At 73.2% G+C, this 15129-nt stretch carries 13 protein-coding genes; 6 read left to right on the top strand and 7 right to left on the bottom strand.

Going from position 1 to position 15129, the window contains the following annotated elements; all coding sequences use genetic code 11:
* Nucleotides 1–197: 197 nt before the first annotated feature.
* The 3 genes from ITJ48_RS07840 (at nt 198) to glgX (ending at nt 5672) form a co-directional block, all read left to right on the top strand.
* Nucleotides 198–2147: an APC family permease gene (locus tag ITJ48_RS07840; RefSeq protein WP_194613409.1), complete on the top strand. Its 1950-nt coding sequence runs from the start codon at nt 198–200 to the stop codon at nt 2145–2147.
* 251 nt (nt 2148–2398) lie between these two features.
* Nucleotides 2399–3409 carry a hypothetical protein gene (locus ITJ48_RS07835; protein WP_194613064.1) on the top strand — a complete coding sequence of 337 codons (1011 nt, stop codon included), beginning with the start codon at nt 2399–2401 and terminating at the stop codon, nt 3407–3409.
* A 181-nt stretch (nt 3410–3590) separates the two neighbouring features.
* Entirely contained in the window at nt 3591–5672 is a 2082-nt protein-coding gene (glgX, locus tag ITJ48_RS07830; protein ID WP_194613063.1) for a glycogen debranching protein GlgX, read from the top strand.
* Nucleotides 5673–5820: 148 nt separating this feature from the next.
* Here the strand turns inward: glgX and ITJ48_RS07825 are convergent, their stop codons facing one another.
* Entirely contained in the window at nt 5821–6096 is a 276-nt protein-coding gene (locus ITJ48_RS07825; RefSeq protein WP_194613062.1) for a hypothetical protein, read from the bottom strand.
* A 189-nt stretch (nt 6097–6285) separates the two neighbouring features.
* On the bottom strand, nt 6286–7188 hold the full coding sequence (locus tag ITJ48_RS07820) for an aminodeoxychorismate lyase (RefSeq protein ID WP_194613061.1): 903 nt from the start codon (nt 7186–7188) through the stop codon (nt 6286–6288).
* 607 nt (nt 7189–7795) lie between these two features.
* On the opposite strand from ITJ48_RS07820, the gene ITJ48_RS07815 reads away from it, so the two are divergent.
* The gene (locus ITJ48_RS07815) at nt 7796–8464 is read left to right on the top strand and encodes an HAD-IA family hydrolase (protein ID WP_194613060.1); all 669 of its coding nucleotides are present in this window, start codon (nt 7796–7798) and stop codon (nt 8462–8464) included.
* Nucleotides 8465–8491: 27 nt separating this feature from the next.
* On the opposite strand, the gene ITJ48_RS07810 is transcribed toward ITJ48_RS07815, so the two are convergent.
* The 3 genes from ITJ48_RS07810 to ITJ48_RS07800 form a co-directional block, all read right to left on the bottom strand.
* Nucleotides 8492–9508, bottom strand: a complete 1017-nt coding sequence (locus ITJ48_RS07810; RefSeq protein ID WP_194613059.1) for an NAD-dependent epimerase/dehydratase family protein — start codon at nt 9506–9508, stop codon at nt 8492–8494.
* Nucleotides 9509–9745: 237 nt separating this feature from the next.
* Nucleotides 9746–10660 (bottom strand): metallophosphoesterase, encoded by a 915-nt coding sequence (locus tag ITJ48_RS07805; RefSeq protein ID WP_194613058.1) that lies wholly within the window; start codon nt 10658–10660, stop codon nt 9746–9748.
* A gap of 70 nt (nt 10661–10730) precedes the next feature.
* On the bottom strand, nt 10731–11147 hold the full coding sequence (locus ITJ48_RS07800; RefSeq protein WP_194613057.1) for a hypothetical protein: 417 nt from the start codon (nt 11145–11147) through the stop codon (nt 10731–10733).
* A gap of 166 nt (nt 11148–11313) precedes the next feature.
* On the opposite strand from ITJ48_RS07800, the gene ITJ48_RS07795 reads away from it, so the two are divergent.
* Both ITJ48_RS07795 and ITJ48_RS07790 read left to right on the top strand, forming a co-directional pair.
* Nucleotides 11314–11733, top strand: a complete 420-nt coding sequence (locus tag ITJ48_RS07795) for a VOC family protein (RefSeq protein ID WP_194613056.1) — start codon at nt 11314–11316, stop codon at nt 11731–11733.
* Nucleotides 11734–11855: 122 nt separating this feature from the next.
* Complete coding sequence (locus ITJ48_RS07790) at nt 11856–12245, top strand: YchJ family protein (RefSeq protein ID WP_194613055.1); 390 nt, start codon at nt 11856–11858, stop codon at nt 12243–12245.
* Between the two features lie 127 nt (nt 12246–12372).
* Here ITJ48_RS07790 and ITJ48_RS07785 read toward each other — a convergent pair whose 3' ends face one another.
* Both ITJ48_RS07785 and ITJ48_RS07780 read right to left on the bottom strand, forming a co-directional pair.
* A complete protein-coding gene (locus ITJ48_RS07785; RefSeq protein WP_194613054.1) occupies nt 12373–12771 on the bottom strand; it encodes a hypothetical protein in 399 nt (132 codons plus the stop codon).
* Nucleotides 12772–12995: 224 nt separating this feature from the next.
* Nucleotides 12996–15032, bottom strand: a complete 2037-nt coding sequence (locus ITJ48_RS07780) for a hypothetical protein (protein WP_194613053.1) — start codon at nt 15030–15032, stop codon at nt 12996–12998.
* Nucleotides 15033–15129 lie beyond the last annotated feature (97 nt).

The following is a 15129-nucleotide window of genomic DNA, read 5'->3' as shown; positions in this document are numbered from 1 at the left end:
GCACGCGACCTGCGTGCCCGCCGTGGGCTCGCTGGGCGTCTGCTGCGGACGTCCGAAGTCCTCACGACATCCTTACGGCCGACCGCCCCGAGCCGCCTCGCGCCGGGCGTAGCGTTGCTCCGTCGAGCCGTCCCGGGTGCGACGAGCGACGAGAGGTCACCGTGTCCACGACGTCCGAGCAGCGCGACGCCGACGCGCTGGAACCGGCGCTCTCCCGCACGTCGGGGTCGCGCCTCCGTGGCTGGCTGCTGGGCGGCCTCTCCGAGAACAGCGGCGCCCACCAGGGGCCGCACGCCACCACCGTCGAGAAGACGCACTCGTGGTGGCGCGTCATGTGCCTCACCGGGGTCGACTACTTCTCGACCCTCGGCTACCAGCCGGCGATCGCCGCCGTCGCGGCCGGCCTGCTCTCGCCGCTGGCGACGATCGTGCTCGTGCTGCTGACCCTCTTCGGCGCGCTGCCCGTCTACCGCCGCGTGGCCCGCGAGAGCCCCCGCGGCGAGGGCTCGATCGCGATGCTCGAGCGCCTGCTGCCCTGGTGGGGCGGCAAGGTCTTCGTGCTCGTGCTGCTCGGCTTCGCCGCCACCGACTTCATGATCACCATCACCCTCTCGGCCGCCGACGCCACCGCGCACGCCGTCGAGAACCCCTTCGCGCCGTCGTGGTTCCACGGCGCCGAGGTGCCGATCACCCTCTTCTTGGTGGCGCTGCTGGCCGCGGTGTTCCTCCGGGGGTTCAAGGAGGCGATCGGCATCGCCGTCGTCCTGGTCGGCGTCTTCCTGGCGCTCAACCTCGTCGTGATCGCCGTGGCGCTCGCCCACGTCGCCGAGAACCCGGTCGTCATCGGCAACTGGTGGCAGGCGCTGACCGTGCAGCACGGCAACCCGCTGGTCATGGTGGGCATCGCGCTGATCGTGTTCCCGAAGCTCGCGCTCGGCCTGTCGGGGTTCGAGACCGGCGTCGCCGTCATGCCGCAGATCACCGGCGACGCGAGCGACACCCCGCAGCAGCCGGTCGGCCGGATCCGCGGTGCTCGCCGCCTGCTCACGTCGGCCGCGATCATCATGAGCTCGTTCCTCATCCTGTCGAGCTTCGTGACCACCCTCTTGATCCCGCAGGAGGAGTTCCGGTCAGGAGGCGAGGCGAACGGCCGCGCGCTCGCCTACCTGGCGCACGCCTACCTCGGCAACGGGTTCGGCACCCTCTACGACGTCGCCACCATCTGCATCCTCTGGTTCGCCGGCGCCTCGGCGATGGCGGGGCTGCTCAACATCGTGCCCCGCTACCTGCCGCGCTACGGCATGGCGCCGCAGTGGGCGCGGGCGGTGCGGCCGCTCGTGCTCGTCTTCACCGTGATCGCCTTCGTCATCACCATCGTGTTCGACGCCGACGTGGACGCCCAGGGCGGGGCGTACGCGACGGGGGTGCTCGTGCTCATCACCAGCGCCTCCGTGGCGGTGACCCTGTCCGCGCGCCGGGCGCGTCAGCGCAAGCGGACCGTCGCCTTCGGCGTCATCGCCGTCGTCTTCGTCTACACGACCGTCGTCAACGTGGTCGAGCGCCCCGACGGCGTCCGGATCGCCGCGATCTTCATCGTGGGCATCATGGCGGTGTCGCTGATCTCGCGGGTGCGACGGTCGTTCCAGCTGCGCGCGACGTCGATCTCGTTCGACGACACGTCGCTCGGCTACGTCCGCGAGGACGCCGACGAGTACGGCTCGATCCGCATCATCGCGCACGAGCCGGGCCGCGAGGTCGCCGAGATCTACAAGAAGAAGCTGAGCGCCGAGCGCAAGTACAGCGGCATCCCGCAGCGCTCGCCCGTGATCTTCCTCGAGGTGCACCCCGGCGACTCGTCCGACTTCGAGGAGGACCTCGAGGTCACCGGCTGCGTCGTGCACGGCTACCGCGTGCTGCGCGTCACGAGCGGCGCCGTGCCCAACACGATCGCGTCGGTGCTGCTCGCGGTGCGCGACGAGACCGGGGTCGTGCCCGACGTCTACTTCGAATGGACCGAGGGCAGCCCGCTGTCGAACATGGGGCGGTTCCTGGTGACCGGGGCCGGCGAGGTGGCGCCCGTGACGCGCGAGGTGCTGCGGCAGGCGGAGCCGCACCGCTCGCGCCGCCCCGACGTGCACGTCAGCTAGCCGCCGCGCCCTGCCCCAGCTCGCCTGCCCACCGCCTCCGGTCGCCTCCCCCCCCCCCCTACGAACCGTGCTCCGTTCAAAGAACCGCGAAGCAACGGGGTTCTTTGAACGGAACATGGTTCGGAGTGGACCCTCCACAGAGCCGAGGCGGGCTGGACGATTGACAGTCGAGGAGGAGGTGCTGCCGTCTCGATGACCGCGTCAGCCACGCTCGGGCCATGTCATCAGTCCAGAGCCCGTTCGATGTCCCGTTGTCGTTCGCTGCGACGCACGGAGACGGTGCCAAGGAGACGCTCGCCCTGCGGCGCGGGGCGTCGTCCGGCGCTTTGACGCGACTCCATCGCGGTGTCTACGTCCCGAGCCTGTTGGTGGCCGGCCTCGATGCGCGTGGCCGCCACGTCTTGCTGTGCCGCGCTGTCGCCGCCGGTCTCGGCCGCAGATGCGTCGTCTCTCACATGTCGGCTGGTGCGGTCTGGGCGCTGCCCCGTGTCGGATCCCTGCCGGACGTCGTCCACGTCGTCGATCCACATCGGGCGACCGCACAGCGCTCCACGCACCTGTGCCGCCGGCCTGGGACCACCGTCGCATCCGACGTGGAGCGCATCGGCGACCTCACGGTGACCTCGCTGGTCCGGACCGCCACGGACATCGCTCTCACCGCCCGGTTCGACGACGCCGTCCTCTGCCTCGACGCGGTGCTGCGTCGTCTGGTGCTGCCTCAGGGCCACGACGAGGGCCCGGAAGTCGATGCGCGATTGGAGAGGTGGCGGGCGAGCTTGTCGAACGAGCTGGGAGCACCCGGCCGACGCGGCGGGACGGCAGCGCGCCGGGCGCTGGCCTTCGCGTCCCCCTGGGCCGAGAACGGAGGCGAGTCGCTGCTCCGTCTCGCTCTCCACGAGCTCGGCGTCGGCGAGGTGGCCCTGCAGCGTGTGCTCCGTGTCGACGGGCGGGATGCCGGCCGCGTCGACACGTTCCTCGCCGAACACGAGACGGCGGTCGAGCTCGACGGCTTCGTCAAGCTGACCGACCCCGCGATGCTGGCTGGACGCAGCCCTGCGGACGTCGCGCGAGAGCAGAACCGGCGCGACCACCGCCTCCTCGGGGCGCCGGGCGTGCGCCGCGTCGTCCACTGCGAGTACGCGGACGTCGTCCACCCCGAGCGGCTGGCGGGCCATCTGCGCCGAGCGGGCATCCCACTCGACCCCCGGCACGTGTCCTCCGCGGTCCGTGCAGCGGCCCGCCGCTTTGCCGCACGGGCGTGACGAACCTCGATCCGTTCACACAACCGCGTTAGAACGAGGTGCTTTGAACGGAACGCGGTTCAGGGCCGGCGGCGCGGGGCGCGAGGCGCGGCGGCGCGCGGAGCGCGCGCGGGGCGGCGGGGTACAGCGGGCCGGGCGCTCAGCTTGGCCCCCGCAGCCGCGCAGCCTGTATGTCTGGTGCATGACCGCTTCTCGCTCCTTGCCCTACCCCCTCGGCGTCACGCCCCTCGAGGGCGGCGGCGCCCACGTCGCCGTGTACTCCGAGACCGCCGACAAGATCTGGTTCTGCCTGTTCGACGACGCGGACGACGGCACCGACGGCACCGGCGGCACCGCGGGCACCGAGACCCGCTTCGAGCTCACCGAGCGCACCGGCCACGTGTTCCACACCGTCGTCGAGGAGGCGCGCGTCGGCTCCCGCTACGGCCTGCGTGTCGCGGGCCCCTGGGACCCGGCCGCCGGCCTCCGGCACAACGAGAACAAGTTGCTGCTCGACCCCTACGCCACGGCCCTCGACGGCCGGTTCGACTGGGGCCAGGCCGTCTTCGGCCACGACATGGACGAGCCCGAGACGATGGACACGACCGACTCCGCGTCGGCGATGCCGCGCAACGTGATCGCCGACCGCGACTTCGACTGGGGCTCGGACGAGCGCCCGCTGACCGCCCTCGAGGACACGGTCGTGTACGAGGTGCACGTCAAGGGCTTCACGCAGCAGCACCCGGACGTTCCCGAGGAGATCCGCGGCACCTACGCGGGCCTCGCGCACCCGGCCGCGATCAAGTACTTCACCGACCTCGGCGTCACCGCCGTCGAGCTGCTGCCCACGCACCAGTTCGTGCAGGACAGCCACCTCGAGGAGAAGGGCCTCCGCAACTACTGGGGCTACAACTCCATCGGCTTCTTCGCCCCGCACGACGAGTACGCCTCGGAGGCGGCAGGCACGCGAGGCGGCCAGGTCGCCGAGTTCAAGGCCATGGTCAAGGCCTTCCACGAGGCCGGCCTCGAGGTGTGGATGGACGTCGTCTACAACCACACGGCCGAGGGCAACCACATGGGCCCGACGATCTCGTTCAAGGGCATCGACAACGCGTCGTACTACCGCCTGGTCGAGGGCGAGGAGTCGGCGTACTTCGACACCACCGGCACCGGCAACAGCCTGAACGTCAGCCACCCGGCGGCGCTCGGCCTGATCATGGACAGCCTGCGCTACTGGGTCACCGAGATGCACGTCGACGGCTTCCGCTTCGACCTGGCGACGACGCTGACGCGTCAGGGCGGCGAGGCCAGCGAGCACAGCGCGTTCCTCACGCTGATCCACCAGGACCCGGTGCTGCAGAGCGTCAAGATGATCGCCGAGCCGTGGGACACCGCCGGCTACCAGGTCGGCGGCTTCCCGGCCGACTGGTCGGAGTGGAACGGCAAGTTCCGCGACGACGTCCGCGAGTTCTGGAACGGCGAGCCCGGCGTCCTGTCGACCTTCTCCGACCGCGTGCTCGGCAGCCCCGACGTCTACGAGGACTCGCGCCGCTCGCCCCTCTCGAGCGTGAACTTCGTCACCGCGCACGACGGCTTCACGCTGGCGGACCTGACGATGTACGCCGAGAAGCACAACGACGCCAACGGCGAGGACAACCAGGACGGCGAGAGCGACAACAAGTCGTTCAACGGCGGCGTCGAGGGCCCGACCGACGACGGCGCCGTCAACGAGTACCGCGACCGCCAGCGCCGCAACTTCCTCGGGACGCTGCTGATCAGCGCGGGCGTGCCGATGATCCTCGGCGGCGACGAGATCGCGCGCAGCCAGGGCGGCAACAACAACGCCTACTGCCAGGACAGCGAGATCTCGTGGTTCGACTGGGAGCGCGCCGACCGCGACCTGCTCGCCTTCACGACCGAGCTGATCACGCTGCGTCGCGAGAACCCGGCGCTGCGCCCCGACTGGTTCCGCTACGCGCCCGAGGTCGAGAGCGACGACCACGTGCAGGTGCGCCGCGCCGACGACCACTCGTTCTCGACGGGCGACTGGCAGCAGGGCGAGAACAAGGCGATCACCTTCGTGCTCACGCACAAGGACGCCGATGCCTTCGCCTACCTGACCAACGGCTCGACGAGCGTCGTCGAGTTCCAGGTGCCCGAGGCGCCGCACGGCGAGTGGGAGCTCGCCAGCTCGAGCGATCCCGACCAGCAGGTCGAGGGCCCGGTGACGACGCTGCTCGTGCGCGACGCGAGCTTCACGCTGCTCCGCAGCCGCGCCTCCTAGGGGCACCAGGCGAGAGCTGACCCGAGGAGGCGCGCGTCGCCTCCTCGGGTCGGGTCACGCCGGTCCCGGGAACAGGACCGCGGACGAGGACGCCGGAGGGCGGGCACCCAGGGTGCCCGCCCTCCGGCGTGTGGTCGGGTCGACGGCGTCAGGCCGTCGCGAGGTGCCGCGCGGGCTCGACGAAGAAGTCGGCGTAGGACGGGCCGGCGGCGACGACGGGCACGCGGGGCGTCCGCGCGGTGCGGCGGCGCTTCGGGTACGCGCCGATGCGGGCCGGCGCGACGCTGGACTCGCGTCGGTAGGAGCTGTCGGTGGTGACGTCGACCCGGGAGCGGACGTGCTGGACGAGCTGCTCCGGGACGAGGCCGGCGAGGTCGCGGGCCGACACGGAGCGGAGAGGGGAGCGGGGGGTCGCTGCGGACATGTTCGGCTCATTCCCGGCGCCCTGCGAACGCCTGATCGAACTGCGGATGATGGCTGCGCCGCCGTGAATCGGCACGTCCCCACCATCGCAGTCGACCCCGGAAGTGTCTAGCTCACCTAAGTACTGTTCGTGTCGCGGATACCCGCACCACCACGTGAGCCGCGCTCGTGGTCGCTCGGACGCGCCGCGTCAGACGCGCCGGTCGACGAGCGCGTCGGCCAGCTGCCGGGTGACCTCGGCGTCGATCGGCACCGGCTCGCCGTCCAGCGACGAGAGCGGCGCGACCAGCCGGCCGCTCGAGACGAGCCAGAGCGCGTCGGCCCGGCGCACCTCGTCCATCGGCAGCAGCACCTCGGCGACCTCGTGCCCCAGCGAGCGCAGCACCTCGAAGGCGGCGGCCTGGGTCGTGCCCTCGAGGATCCCCTGGTCGGTGCGCGGCGTGACGTACACGCCGTCGAGGCGCGCGATCAGCGACGCCGACGGCCCCTCGAGCGCGTAGCCGTCGCTGCTCACGAAGAGCACGTCGTCGGCTCCTCGGCGGGCGGCCTCGCGCAGCACGCTCTTGTTGACGGCGTACGACAGCGTCTTGGCGCCCTGCAGCAGCCACGGCGAGGTCTGTGCGACGTCGTGCCGGTAGCCGCGGTCGAGGGACACGACGCGGATGCCGTGCACGCGCTCGGCGTCGTGGTCGGGCATCAGCTCGGTGCGCACCCACGCCGTGGGCGACCCGTCGCCTCCCTCGATGCCCCGCGTCACGACGAGCTTCTGCAGGAGGAGCGGCGCCGGCTCGTGCAGCCTGGCCGACTCGAGGCAGGCGGCCCGGATCACGTCGAGGTCGAGCTCGGGCAGGTCGAGCAGGGCCGCCGAGCGGGCGAGCCGGGCGAGGTGCGGCTCGAGGGCCTGGATCGAGCCGTGCGAGACGCCGAGGCCCTCGAAGATCCCGTCGCCGCGGGTGACGCCGAGGTCGGTGACGTGGATCGTGCGCTCGGACGGCTCGACGACTCGCCAGCCCGTCTCGCCCGGACCGAGCGGTGGTCCGCCCGCGGCGGCTCGGTCGATCATCACGAGCACGGGAGGAGGGGCGTCGGTCATGGGGGCGACGCTAGCAGCGCACCGCGACCACGGGACAGTCGCTAGGCGGACTAGTCAGAGTGTCTAGCAAAAGTGGATGGTGACCAGGCTTTTTCGTCAGAGTCAACCCCTGTCGGGGAGTCGCCTGCGGCCGTAGGCTGGCGGAGCCCGCCTCGAGCAGGCACGTGGCTCTCCGCACTGTCGGAGCTTCACGCAGGGACGATCGCTGCGGAGGGTCACGAGGGGCAGGCTCGCGACACGTCGCCGCCGGGCCCGTCGCCTCCCGGCCTGACGCCGCCGGCTGGCCGTCCCCTCCGAGGAGGGGCCGCGCCCCTCGAGCGAGGAGCGCGACCCGGATGCCGCTCCGCGAGCGTGAGCTTCACGGGCAGGGAACGCTCGCGAGGCACGACATCCTGTGGGACCGGTGAGGTCCCGACCCGACAAGGCTACGCGTTCCGTCGAGTCCCCCGGAAGGGGGCCGGCGGACGCGCACGGCATGCACAGGCTGCACGGAGCCCCCCGGCGCGGCCCGTACCCCGGCGAGGTCCCCCGTCCTGCCCACGACCGCGCCGGCCACCACCCTGCCGTCCACGGCCGTCCCGCCAGGGTCGTGCGACAGACTGACGCCATGAGCCCCGAGCAGCCCCGCACGACCCTGACCGCCCGGGCGGTCGTCTTCGACATGGACGGGACGCTCGTCGACTCGACGGCCCTCGTCGAGCGCATCTGGACCGAGTGGTGCGGTCCGCTCGGCCTGCACCCCGGCGAGGTGCTCGCCTTCGCGCACGGTCGGCAGACCGCGGACACGGTCAGGCGGTTCCTGCCCGAGCTGGACGAGGAGGCGGTGCTCCGGCACGTCGACGCGCTGCTGTCGGTCGAGGGCGAGGCCCCCGACGGCGTGGTGGAGATCCCCGGCGCGGCCGCGTTCGTCGCCGCGCTGCCCGTGCAGCTCGTCGCGCTGGTGACGAGCGCGCCGGGGAACATCGCGCGGAGCCGCACCGCCGTCGCGGGGGTCGGGCTGCCCGCGGTCGTGCTCGCCTCCGAGGACGTTCCCGTCGGCAAGCCCGCTCCCGACGGGTACCTGCGGGCGGCCGAGCTGCTGGGCGTCGAGCCGGGCGATGTCGTCGTCTTCGAGGACGCGGAGGCGGGGCTGCAGGCCGCACGCGCCTCCGGGGCTCAGGTCGTGGTCGTGGGCGACCACGACGGGCCGGCCTCCGAGGGGCTGACGCGCGTCGCCGACTACCGCGGTGCCGCGGTCGAGCTCGGCGACGACGGGCTGCTCACGATCACGCTCTGAGCCTGGTCGGCAGCGCCCTCGCGGCCGTCAGCCGCTGAGCGGGTGCGAGCCGGCGTGCGAGTCGCGACGGCCGATCGCGCGGGCGAAGGCGCGCAGCGTGTCGCCGGAGGAGTACCGCGGCGTCCAGCCGAGCTGCTCGCGCGCGGCGTCCGTCGACATGACGGGGACCTTGGCGGCGATGTCGAGCCAGCCGGGCTCCGTCGGCTGCAGGCGCAGCAGCCACGTCACGAGCGCCGCGGCGCGCATCACGCGGTAGGGCACGGGCAGCAGCCGCGTGCCGAACGCCTCGGCCACCATCTGCGGGTCGACGATCGGCTCTGCCGCGAGGTTGAAGGCCCCGCCCACCCGGCGGTCGATCGCGCGCCAGAAGGCGTCGGCGACGTCCTCGGCGTGCACGACCTGCGACACGAAGCGCGGCGCGAGGGGGAGGAAGGGGAGGCGGTGGTGCTGCATCCACCGCGTCGGGACCCAGCGGCCGAGGAACAGGCCGATGATCTCGCTCGCGGCGGCAGGCTGGAACACGAGCCCGGGACGCATCCGCGTCAGGACGACGTCGGGGTGTGCCACGGCCCACGCGTCCATCAGCCGTTCGTTGACCGCCTTGTGCTTCGAGTAGCTCGACCGGCGGACGCCCTTGGTCTTGTAGGACTCCGAGACGCGACGCGACTTGGGGCCGCGGCTGTAGGCGCCGACGGACGACGCGACGAGCACGTGCGGCACCCCGGCCAGGGCGACGGCGTCGAGCACGTGGCGGGTCCCGACGACGTTGGTGCGCCACATCGCGTCGCGGTCGTGGCTCGGCTGCAGCGCCCAGCCGAGGTGCACGACGGCGTCGGCGCCGACGAAGGCGCGGGCCAGCCGGTCGGGCGAGGCGTCGTCGCCGACGTCGAGGGTGAACCACTGGACGTCGCCGTACGGCGGCGAGGCCGTCCGGGGCGCACGGCGGGCGATGCCGACCAGCTCGGTGACGTCGGCTTCGGACTGGAGCCGCGTCAACAGGGCCGTGCCCAGGTTGCCGGTGGCTCCGACGACGACCACGCGCATGCTGCGGTCTCCCTCGCATAGCTCTCGGACAGGTGTGGACGCCTCGGCCCGCCCACGCGGACCCGACGTCGCCTCGACCCTACGCGGCGCGCCTGGGCCGTCGCCCGGCACCGGCCGCCGCCCGAGGTCGCCCGCCCCCGTCGCGGGCACGTCGAGTTGCCCCGAACGGCTGCCTGGCCGTCGAGGAGGCGACCGTTCGGGGCAACTCGAGTGGTCAGGGGGAGGGAACGCGAGGGATCAGGCGGGGGCCGGGGCGCCGGCGGCCGCGGCGATCGCGCGCACCGCCTCCTCGTCGAGGACGAACACCTCGTCGCCGTCGTGATCGTCGTGCACCCGCACCGGCGTCGAGCGCACCGAGCCGTCGGGGAGCAGGTCGACGATGAGGAACCCCGACCCGCGCACGGCCCGCTCAGTGCCGTGCGGTGCGCAGACGTCGGTCTCGTTCGCGACCGCCGGGGCCACGAGCACGGGCGCCCCCGCCAGCGAGCCGACCACGTGGCGGTGGTAGTGGCCGGCGAGGACGACGCGGACGTCCGTTCCCTCGATCGCCTCAGCCAGCGCCTCCGGGGCCTGCAGGGCCAGCGACTGGTGCAGCGTGGTGGGCGCGGGGAGCGGCGGGTGGTGCAGCACGACCACGGTGCCGCGCGGCGCCGGCTCGGCGAGCAGGCCGCGGAGCCGGTCGAGCTGCTCCGGCCGCAGCAGGCCGTAGCCGGCCCTAGGCACCGAGGTGTCGAGGGTGACGACGCGCCAGCCCTCGACGAGCGAGAGGCCGTCGACGGGGCGCGCGGCGTCGGGCTGCGCGCCGTGCGGCTGCGCGCGGTGCGCGAGATGGCCGTCGCCGAGCACCTCCGTGAAGCCGGCGCGCAGGTCGTGGTTGCCGGGCACGAGGACGACGTCGACCTGCCCCTCCCGGCTCGCGGCCCAGGCCCCGAGCCGGTCGCGCAGCAGGGCGTAGGAGGCGGTGCTCCCGTCGTCCGACAGGTCGCCCGAGCCGACGATCAGCCGGACGCCGTCGACCCGGGCCGCCTCGGCGAGGACGCGGTCGAGGGCGGCGAGCGTGTCGACGGACCCCTGGTGCAGGCTCCCGTCGCCGCTCAGGTGGGAGTCGCTCAGGTGGACGACGCGCAGGGCTCCGGGCAGAAGGGCGAACATGCGCCGACCCTACTGGCCGCCACCGCCTCCTCCGCGACCGACCGCACGACCGGACGAGCGGTCGGCGCGGCTAGGCCAGGAACTGCTCGATGGGCCCGAGGCGTGCGTCGAGCTTGGCGCCGAGCTCGGCGAACATCGCGGTGACCGCGTCCCACTGCTCATGCGAGGGGTTCTGCGGCTCGACGTAGAGGCCGTAGAAGCGGCGGCCGAGCGCCAGGGTCTCGAGCAGGACGGTCTCGGTGTCGTCGAGGAACTGCGTGCCGTCCTTGTTCAGGTCGGACGGCGACACGTTCAGGCCGGTCAGGGTGCGGAACCCGCCCGCCGTCAGCGCCTTCGCGGTGGCCGATCGGGAGAGCCGCGGCAGTCGTTCCCGGCCGCCGCGCGGGTCGCCGTGGATCGTGCTCGCCTCGAGGCGGGCCCGGACGTGCGCGAAGACGAGCTCCGGCTCGAGCACGGGGTGGGTGCCAGGGGGCGGAGGGGTGGCCATCCGTCAACTGTGACAGGGCGCGCGACGCGGGGTCACGCCCAGTTCGGGGCCGACCCGGCCGGGGGTGGTGGCGCCTCCTCGACGCTGCCATCATGCCGGGAGGCAGCGTGGTCGCCGGCCCGCGTCGCCCTCCCGACGTGCCGGCGACACGACCGAGGGAGCACCGATGTCCGTCCAGCTCACGCCGTATCTCGCGTTCCGCACCCAGACCCGCGAGGCGCTCGACTTCTACGCCTCCGTGTTCGGCGGCGACCCCACCTACAGCAGCTACTCCGAGTTCGGCATGGGCGGCGAGGGCGAGGGCGACAAGGTCATGCACGGGCAGCTCGCGACTCCGCACGGGCTCCTCCTCATGGCGGCCGACCGGCCCGACTCGGTCCCGCTCGAGAGCGAGAACGCGATCTCGCTGTCGCTCTTCGGCGCCGCCGAGGACGAGGACCGGCTGACCGGCTGGTTCGCCGCGCTCGCCGAGGGCGGCACGGTCCACGAGCAGCTCGCGAAGGCGCCGTGGGGCGACAGCTTCGGCCAGCTCGACGACCGGTTCGGCATCCACTGGATGGTGAACATCGGCGGCACGGCCGCCTGAGGGGCCGAGGCCGACCCAGGGCGGGGGAGCCGAGGAGGTGCGGGGCGGCCGGGCAGCCGCGCCGCGCCTCCTGGGCTCGGTCGGCTGCACGTCGGCCCGCCGGGGTCGGCGATGATGGACGGATGGACGACTCCGCACGCTGCCCCTGCCTGAGCGGCGAGACCTACGGTGCGTGCTGCGGGCCCCTGCACGCGCACGTCGTGCCGGCTCCCACCGCCGAGCGGCTGATGCGCTCGCGGTACTCGGCGTTCGCCGTCGGCGACGTCAGCTGGCTGCTCGAGACGTGGCACCCGTCGACCCGTCCGGACGAGCTGGAGCTCGACCCGGCCGCGCGGTGGTTCCGGCTGGACGTGCTGCGGACCGAGCGCGGCGGGCCCCTCGACGACCAGGGCGTGGTCGAGTTCGCGGCGCACCGCCGGGTCGACGGGGACGCCGAGGTGCAGCGCGAGGTCAGCCGGTTCGTCCGTGATCGTTCGCGCCGGTGGCTGTACGTCGACGGGGTGCCCGGCTAGCCGGCGCTCGGCCGGCGCGGCTGGCCGGCGCGGGCTGGCCGGCGCTCGGCCGGTCGATCCGACGAGAACTGCTCTCCGAGGTGTGGCCGAGGGCAGTTCCCGCCGGTTCACCGGGCTGAGGTCCGGGCTAGGGCTGCGGGGTGCCCTGCGGGTACGCGCCGGGGTCGAGCTGCCCGCCCGTCGACGCGCGGCCGAGGGCGTGGGCGAGCTCGGCGAACGCCTCCTGCGACCGGGCCGCCCCGAGCGCCCCGCCCTTGACGAGGCCGGTGCCGAGGTCGCGGCTGAGGCGCACGACGAGGCGGTCGGAGTCGTCGACGAAGTACTGGAGCCAGAGCACGACGTGGAACGCCTTGCCGGCGAAGACCCCCAGGAACAGCGTCTTGGTGAGGTCGCCGCGCACGGCCTTGGTGCTGCCGTTCGGCATCTGCTCGAGCCGGAACCCCTGCGCCTGGGCCACGTGGTCGACGAGCCTGCGCGAGTCGTCGTGCGGTCCCGTGAAGAAGTAGTCGTAGCTGCTGTCGGCCATGCGTCCCCCGTGTCGATGCCCCGTGGCCCGAGCGGGCCCTGAGCGACAACCTAGCGCGGCCTCGGGGCACGGGCGCGGGGGCGCACGGCGACGCACCGCAGGCCCTGAACCGGTCTGCGGTGCGCCGCCGTGCGGAGCTGTCGCTGTTGCTGTTGCTGTTGCCGTTGCTGTTGCTGTTGCTGTTGCTGTTGCCGTCGCGATCGCGGGTGCGATCGCGTCGTCGCTCAGGCGCGTGCCCGGCGGCGAGCCGCGAGCAGCAGTCCGAGCCCGGCGAGCAGGGCCAGCAGGCCGGCTGCGAGGCCGCCCGTCGACTCGCTGCCGGTGAACGCGAGGGCCGAGGTGTCGGCCGCCGCGGCGACGGGCTGACCAGCCGAGGAGGCGGTCGAGACGGACACGATGCGTCCGGCCGTCGAGGCGGTCACCACGCCGGTGCCGGAGTCGGTCGTCACGACGACCTCGCCGCCGCCGGTCGTCGGGACGTCGCCGTCACCCTCAGTGGTCGGGGTGGTGGGGTCCGACGGGTCGAAGGGGAAGGCGGGCGTCACGGGGACCACCGGGGTGCCGGGGTCCGTCGGGTCGACGGGGGTGCCGGGGTCGACGGGCGTGGTGCCGGTGGTGCCCGTCGGGTCGGTGCTGCTGTCGCCGATGACGGTGACGGCGTTGCCGCCGAGGTCGATCGGGATCGTGATGACGGGGATGATCTGGGTGCCGCCGGCGATGCCGTCGTCGCCCGAGGTGGTGCCACCGGTGCCGGTGGCGGGCGTGGTGCCCGTGCCGGTGGTGGTGCCGGTGCTGCTGCTGTCGCCGATGACGGTGACGGCGTTGCCGCCCGCGGTGACGGGAGCGGTGACGACGGGGATGATCTGGGTGCCGCCGGCGATGCCGTCGTCGCCCGAGGTGGTGCCGCCGGTGCCGGTGGCGGGCGTGGTGCTGGTGCCCGTGCCGGTGGAGCTGCTGTCGCCGATGATGCTGACGGCGTTGCCGCCGGCGGTGATGGGAGCGGTGACGACGGGGATGATCTGGGTGCCGCCGGCGATGCCGTCGTCGCCCGAGGTGGTGGTGCCGGTGCCGGTGCCGGTGGTGGGCGTGGTGCCGGTGCCCGTGCCGGTGGTGGTGCCGGTGCTGCTGCTGTCGCCGATGATGCTGACGGCGTTGCCGCCGGCGGTGACGGGAGCGGTGACGACGGGGATGATCTGGGTGCCGCCGAGGACGCTGTCGTCGCCGGTGGTCGTACCGCCGGTACTGGGCGTGGTGACGGTGCCCGTGCCGGTCGCGGGTGTGGTGCCGGTGCCGGTGCCCGTGCCGGTGGAGCTGCTGTCGCCGATGATGCTGACGGCGTTGCCGCCGGCGGTGACGGGAGCGGTGACGACGGGGATGATCTGGGTGCCGCCGAGGATGCCGTCGTCGCCCGAGGTGGTGCCCGTCGAGCCTGCTCCGGACGAACCCGAGCCCGTCGCGGGCGTCGTGCCGACCACCGGCGTGGTGCCGGTCGAGCTGCTGTCGCCGAGGACGCTGACCGCGTTGCCGCCGATCGTGACCGGCACAGAGACGCCGGGGACGATCTGCGTGCCGCCGAGGACGGAGTCCTCACCGCTCGTCGTCGCCCCGGGAGTCGCCGGGGTCGACGTGGTCGGGGTCGTCGTCACCGGTGCGCCGGCGCCCGTGCTGGAGCTGTCGCCGAGGAGCGACAGCCCGTTGCCCGAGATCGTCACCGGCAGGGCGACGTCGACGAGGGCCTGCGTGCCGCCGCCGATCGAGTCGCTGCCGGAGGTGGTCGCCGCGGGAGCCTCGACCGGTGCGGTCGGAGCCGCGTCGGCAGGAGCCGCGGGCGCGGCCGGAGCCGTGCTGGCCGTGTCGCCGACGACCGAGATCGCGTTGTCGGTGACCGTGATCGGCACGTCGACCGAGACGATGCCCTGCGTGCCCGAGAGCAGACCCGAGTCGCCGCTGGTCGTCGTGACCGGGGCAGGCGCGGGTGCCGGAGCCGGAGCCGGTGCCGCTGCCGGTGCGGCGGCGGGGGCAGGAGCAGGGGCAGGTGCGGCAGGGGCCGCAGGTGCCGTCGCGGCGCTGTCGCCGACGACCGAGATCGCGTTGCCGAGCGCCGACACGGGGGCGTCGACGACGGCCCCGATCTGGGTGCCCGAGAGCAGCCCGTCGTCTCCGGTGGTGGCAGGTGCCGCGTTCGCGGCGGTGGTTCCGAGGGCCCAGAGGCCTCCGACGAAGAGCGCTCCGGTGAGCCCTCTCGAGACGTACTTGTTCATGACGAACTCCAAGATGAGATGAGGTGTGGTGCCGCGGTCTCGCGGCGTGGTCGCGTGTGTCGTCGGCAGGCAGGTGCCTGCTGTCGGGCCGGCTGCG

Origin of the sequence: Frigoribacterium sp. VKM Ac-2530 (genome assembly GCF_015350835.1) — a bacterium.
GTDB lineage: Bacteria > Actinomycetota > Actinomycetes > Actinomycetales > Microbacteriaceae > Frigoribacterium.
Note: the sequence above shows the minus strand (reverse complement) of the source record. Positions and strands in the feature narration are given on the sequence as shown.

What these genes read in the sequence shown, in the direction of transcription:
- glgX (WP_194613063.1), top strand. Translation starts at nt 3,591, where the DNA reads ATGACCGCTTCTCGCTCCTTGCCCTACCCCCTCGGCGTCACGCCCCTC.
- ITJ48_RS07825 (WP_194613062.1), bottom strand. Translation starts at nt 6,096, where the DNA reads ATGTCCGCAGCGACCCCCCGCTCCCCTCTCCGCTCCGTGTCGGCCCGC.
- ITJ48_RS07820 (WP_194613061.1), bottom strand. Translation starts at nt 7,188, where the DNA reads ATGACCGACGCCCCTCCTCCCGTGCTCGTGATGATCGACCGAGCCGCC.
- ITJ48_RS07815 (WP_194613060.1), top strand. Translation starts at nt 7,796, where the DNA reads ATGAGCCCCGAGCAGCCCCGCACGACCCTGACCGCCCGGGCGGTCGTC.
- ITJ48_RS07810 (WP_194613059.1), bottom strand. Translation starts at nt 9,508, where the DNA reads ATGCGCGTGGTCGTCGTCGGAGCCACCGGCAACCTGGGCACGGCCCTG.
- ITJ48_RS07805 (WP_194613058.1), bottom strand. Translation starts at nt 10,660, where the DNA reads ATGTTCGCCCTTCTGCCCGGAGCCCTGCGCGTCGTCCACCTGAGCGAC.
- ITJ48_RS07800 (WP_194613057.1), bottom strand. Translation starts at nt 11,147, where the DNA reads ATGGCCACCCCTCCGCCCCCTGGCACCCACCCCGTGCTCGAGCCGGAG.
- ITJ48_RS07795 (WP_194613056.1), top strand. Translation starts at nt 11,314, where the DNA reads ATGTCCGTCCAGCTCACGCCGTATCTCGCGTTCCGCACCCAGACCCGC.
- ITJ48_RS07790 (WP_194613055.1), top strand. Translation starts at nt 11,856, where the DNA reads ATGGACGACTCCGCACGCTGCCCCTGCCTGAGCGGCGAGACCTACGGT.
- ITJ48_RS07785 (WP_194613054.1), bottom strand. Translation starts at nt 12,771, where the DNA reads ATGGCCGACAGCAGCTACGACTACTTCTTCACGGGACCGCACGACGAC.
- ITJ48_RS07780 (WP_194613053.1), bottom strand. Translation starts at nt 15,032, where the DNA reads ATGAACAAGTACGTCTCGAGAGGGCTCACCGGAGCGCTCTTCGTCGGA.